Below are 3,048 nucleotides of genomic sequence, written 5' to 3'. Positions count from 1 at the left end.
CGGCGGCGCGCCTCCGCCAGCGGCACGAGCGCGTGGTCCTTCTCGCGGTGGCGCTCGCGCAGGGCGGCGTGGTCGGCCGCCGTGCGCGCGGCGACCTCGTCCGGGCGGGCCAGCAGGTCCGCGACCACGCCGACCGCGCGGCTCGCGTCGGCGACGTGCACGACGGTGTGGGGGTAGACCGGGTCGATCTTGACCGCGGTGTGGGCCCGGCTCGTCGTCGCCCCGCCGATCATCAGGGGCGTGCGCAGACCCTGCCGCGCCATCTCCGCCGCGAGGGCGACCATCTCGTGCAGGCTCGGCGTGATGAGGCCCGAGGCGCCCACGACGTCGGCACCGAGCTCGGCGGCGGCCGCGAGGATCTTCTCGGCCGGCACCATGACGCCCAGGTCGTGCACCGTGTAGCCGTTGCACGCGAGCACGACGCCGACGATGTTCTTGCCGATGTCGTGGACGTCGCCCTTGACCGTGGCCATGACGACGGTGCCCTTGCCGCGTGCCTCGATCTCGCCGGCGGCCTCGCGGGCGGCCTTCTCCGCCTCGAGGTAGGGCGTCAGGTGCGCGACGGCGGCCTTCATCACGCGTGCCGACTTCACGACCTGCGGCAGGAACATCTTCCCGGCGCCGAAGAGGTCGCCGACGACGTCCATGCCCGCCATGAGCGGCCCCTCGATGACACGCAGCGGCGAGCCGAGCTCGCGGTACGCCTCCTCGGCGTCGGCCGCGACGTGCTCGACGATGCCGTTGATGAGCGCGTGCGAGAGGCGGTCGGCCACGGGCAGCTCGCGCCAGGCCTGCAGCTCGGGTGCGTCCTTGCGCACCTTCTTGTAGGAGTCGGCGAGCGCGAGCAGCCGCTCCGTGGCGTCCGGGCGGCGCGCGAGGATGACGTCCTCCACCGCCTCGCGCAGGTCGGGCTCGATCTCGCTCTCCACCGTGAGCATGCCCGCGTTGACGATGCCCATGTCGAGGCCGGCGGCGATCGCGTGCGAGAGGAACACCGCGTGCATCGCCTCGCGCACGTGGTTGTTGCCGCGGAAGGAGAACGAGACGTTGCTGATGCCGCCGCTCGTGAGCGCGCCGGGGAGGTTCGCCTTGATCCAGCGGACGGCCTCGATGAAGTCGCGGGCGTACCCGTCGTGCTCCGCCATGCCGGTCGCGACGGTGAGCACGTTCGGGTCGAAGATGATGTCCTGCGGCCGGTACCCCGCCTCGTCGACCAGCAGCCGGTACGCGCGCTCGCAGATCGCGGTGCGGCGCTCGAGCGTGTCCGCCTGCCCCTGCTCGTCGAAGGCCATGACCACGACGGCGGCGCCGTAGCGCCGGACCCGCCGCGCCCGCTCCAGGAACGCCTCGGGGCCGTCCTTGAGCGAGAGCGAGTTGACGACGGCCTTGCCCTGGACCCGGCGCAGCCCGGACTCGAGGACGGTCCAGTCCGAGGAGTCGATCATCACGGGGACGCGCGCGATGTCCGGCTCGACGGCGAGCAGGTTGAGGAACCGCGACATGGTCTGCGGGCCGTCGAGCATGCCGTCGTCGACGTTGACGTCGACGAGCTGGGCGCCGCCCGCCACCTGCTGCGCGGCGATCGCGACCATCGCGGCGTCGTCGCCCGCGAGCACGGCCTTCTGGAACCGCGGGCTGCCGGTGATGTTGGTGCGCTCGCCGACGTTGACGAAGTTGGTCTCGGGGGTGAGCACGAACGGCTCGAGGCCCGACAGGCGCAGGTAGGGCGACGGGGGTGGGGGCACGCGCGGCGCGACGCCGTCGACGGCGTCCGCGATGGCGCGGATGTGCTCGGGCGTCGTGCCGCAGCAGCCACCGACCACGTTGAGCAGGCCCTCGCGCGCGAAGCGTCCGAGGACCTCCGCCATCTCCTGCGGCGTCTCCTCGTACTCGCCGAACGCGTTGGGCAGCCCCGCGTTGGGGTGCGCGGAGACCAGCGCCGTGGTCGCGCCGCCGAGCTCGCGCAGGTACGGGTGCAGCAGCGCGGGACCGAGCGCGCAGTTCAGACCGACGGAGAACAGGTCGGCGTGCTCGGTGCTGATGACGAAGGCCTCGGGCGTCTGCCCGGACAGCGTCCGGCCGCTCTGGTCGGTGATGGTCCCCGAGAGCATGATCGGCAGCCGTGTCCCCGTCGCCGCGAACGCCTCCTCGCACGCGAAGAGCGCGGCCTTGGCGTTGAGGGTGTCGAAGACCGTCTCGACCAGCAGGAGGTCGGCGCCGCCGCGGATCAGGGCGCTCACCTGCTCGGTGTAGGCGGCAGCGAGGTCCTCGAACGTGACGTTGCGGAAGCCCGGGCGCTCCACGTCGGGCGACAGGGACGCGGTCCGGTTCGTGGGGCCGACGGCGCCCGCGACCCAGCGCGGCCGGCCGTCGCGTGCCTCGGCCTCGTCGGCGGCCTGCCGCGCGAGCCGCGCCGCCGCCTCGTTCATCTCCGGGACGAGGCGCTCGGTGCCGTAGTCGGCCTGCGAGATCACCGTGCTGTTGAACGTGTTGGTGCTCGTGATGTCGGCGCCCGCGTCGAGGTAGGCGCGGTGGACGTCGAGCACGACGTCGGGGCGCGTCAGCTGCAGCAGGTCGAAGTTGCCCGCGTAGCTGCGGCCCTCCTCGGCGCCGTCGACACGGAAGTCCCGCTCCTCGAGACCGGCGCGCTGCAGCATCGTGCCCCAGGCGCCGTCCAGCACGAGGATCCGGTCACGAGCCTCCGCGACAAGGCGCGCGGAGCGCTCCGAGCGAGTGCTCGGACTCATGCGTCACCCCATCCCATGGCCTCGCGGCGAGTTTACGCGAGCGGGATCGTGGGCAGGATGGTGCCCATGGACGCCTATGCCTCCGCCGACGTGCGCGCCGCCGAGGCGCCCCTGCTGGCCCGCGAGCGCGGTTACGCCGGGGGGCTGATGCACCACGCCGCCACGGCGCTCGCCCGCGCCGTCCGCCAGGAGCTGCGGCGGGTCCGGGGCAGGGTGGCCGGCGCGGGCGTCGTCGCGCTGGTCGGCTCCGGCAACAACGGCGGCGACGCGCTGCACGCCCTCGCGCTCCTCGCGCCCCACG

General features: G+C 73.3%; 2 protein-coding genes. One reads left to right on the top strand and one right to left on the bottom strand.

The genetic code is table 11. The annotated features are described in order from the left end of the window. A partial coding sequence (metH, locus tag IDM29_RS16045) for a methionine synthase (RefSeq protein ID WP_188037780.1) occupies nt 1–2,747 on the bottom strand: 2,747 nt, incomplete at its 3' end. Between the two features lie 66 nt (nt 2,748–2,813). On the opposite strand from metH, the gene IDM29_RS16040 reads away from it, so the two are divergent. Further along, a partial coding sequence (locus tag IDM29_RS16040) for an NAD(P)H-hydrate epimerase (RefSeq protein ID WP_223148418.1) occupies nt 2,814–3,048 on the top strand: 235 nt, incomplete at its 3' end.

The organism is Actinotalea sp. JY-7885 (genome assembly GCF_014525465.1).
Classification (GTDB): domain Bacteria; phylum Actinomycetota; class Actinomycetes; order Actinomycetales; family Cellulomonadaceae; genus Actinotalea.
This window is presented reverse-complemented; position numbering and strand designations above follow the sequence as displayed.